A 1,905-nucleotide genomic window follows, 5' to 3' on the forward strand; every position below is an offset into this window, starting at 1 on the left:
AGCGATCTTTAGCAGAGTTTTTGACAACTGGTATCACAGGGGATAATGAAACAAGACTCGATCGACTCAATGACGATCGATTCTGGGAGTTGTTTCGGTTTGCTGACTCATGGTTCCCTGGTACGCTAAGATTCACGGCAATGGAAGCACGCCGTATTCGCACATAATTCCACAGCACCCAGACGATTGCAATCCTAACAAGATGAAATTAATTTTAACCGCAGTAGACGAATCGCTAGCCGCCGCCTGGACTAAATTTTGTGGCGATCTAGATTTCGTAGTGGTTCATCACGGCTCCATTTTTGATGTAGATTGCGATGCGGTGGTTAGTCCGGCTAATAGTTTTGGATTCATGGATGGTGGTATCGATGCATCGTACGTGTGGCACTTTGGTAAAGAAATTCAAATCCGCGTCCGTCGCCAAATATTCGACCATCATCATGGCGAAATCCTTGTCGGACAGGCGGATGTTGTCGAAACTGCCAACAAGAGAATTCCTTATCTGATTTTTGCACCGACAATGCGCGTGCCCATGAATCTACACGAAACTGTCAATCCTTATTTAGCAGCGCGGGCGATTTTTTTGTTAGCTAAATATGGCGCGTTTAAATCTGGCGAACATCAAAGCCAAAAAATCTCAGAACGCATTCACACGATCGCCTTGCCAGGATTAGGAACTGGAGCTGGTAAGGTGAGTTTTGAGACTTGCGCGCATCAAGTTAGATCGGCGATCGATGACGTTATCTTAGATGGATATCGAATGCCGCGATCGTGGGCGGAAGCATCCGAACGGCATCAACTTTTGTATACTAACAATCCAACCAGACTTCAGTATTAAGCAGGGTATTTATGTCGGCAGTCGCGAGATGTTTGAAACCATGAATCGGGCGTTCTCTTTGCATCGGATTCAGCCGGCTATCGATCGCGTCTTTCCCTTTGTCGAGACACCAGATGCCTATCGCTACTTACAAAGCGGCAGTCATTTTGGTAAAGTCGTCATTTAACTGTAAATTACTACTGATTTCTAGATGAAAACTCCCATCCAAGCTGTTGTCGTCGATCCTACCGTACCCGAACGATTAGTCATTCGCGCCGTTGAACCGCCAGTAGCGTTACCGAATGAAGCGATCGTCCGAGTTGCCGCAATCTCGCTCAATCGCGGCGAAGTCCGCCGTGCTGGGAGTGCAGCAGCCGGATGGCGACCGGGTTGGGATTTTGCAGGGACGATCGAAGTGGCGGCTAGCGATGGCTCTGGCTTTTTGGTGGGTAGTCGGGTCGTCGGATTTTTGGCTGCGGGAGCTTGGGCGGAACTGGTGGCAGTACCGACAAATGCGATCGCCGCACTGCCAGATGCCGTATCGTTTGCAGAGGCGGCAACTCTACCCGTGGCGGGATTGACAGCATTACTCGCACTAGAGCGCGGCGGCTCGTTGCTCGATCGATCGGTGCTGATTACCGGAGCATCGGGCGGTGTGGGGTATTTTGCCTGTCAATTGGCAGCCCAAGCGGGAGCGATTGTCACAGCGCAGGTGCGTCGTCCGGAGTTGGTAGAGTTCGTCCAAACTACTAGAGCGCAGCAGGTAATAGTTGGCAATAATTTCGATCGCTATGCACCTTACGATCTGGTGCTGGATTCGGTGGGTGGGGAGGTGTTGCCTGCGGTGTTGACGCAGCTAGCCCCAGATGGCACCTGTGTCATCTTTGGCGCGACTGCTGGGGCGAAAATTACCTTCAATGCGTCCGATTTCTACGCCAAAGGCGGCTTGAATCTATATGGCTTCATTCTGTTCCACGAACTCAAGAAACAGCCAGCAGCGGCAGGATTAGCGCGGCTGGTGAAATTGGTGGCTGAGGGGGCATTGGTGCCCCATATCGATATCGAAGCCCCCTGGAGCGACATTGCCC

The 1,905-nt window shown here is 51.1% G+C and carries 2 protein-coding genes and 1 pseudogene; all 3 read left to right on the forward strand.

Features of this window, described 5'->3' with window-relative positions:
* Positions 1-202: 202 nt before the first annotated feature.
* Positions 203-838 (forward strand): macro domain-containing protein, encoded by a 636-nt coding sequence (locus tag RMO84_RS10795; RefSeq protein ID WP_310488466.1) that lies wholly within the window; start codon positions 203-205, stop codon positions 836-838.
* Between the two features lies 1 nt (position 839).
* Positions 840-1,004, forward strand: a pseudogene (locus tag RMO84_RS21355) (zinc-binding dehydrogenase); the annotation flags it as partial.
* A gap of 24 nt (positions 1,005-1,028) precedes the next feature.
* Positions 1,029-1,905, forward strand: an 877-nt coding sequence (locus RMO84_RS10805) for a zinc-binding dehydrogenase (RefSeq protein ID WP_310488468.1), incomplete at its 3' end; no start/stop codon positions are given.

The sequence above is a fragment of the Chamaesiphon sp. VAR_69_metabat_338 genome, assembly GCF_031423935.1.
Lineage (GTDB): Bacteria > Cyanobacteriota > Cyanobacteriia > Cyanobacteriales > Chamaesiphonaceae > Chamaesiphon.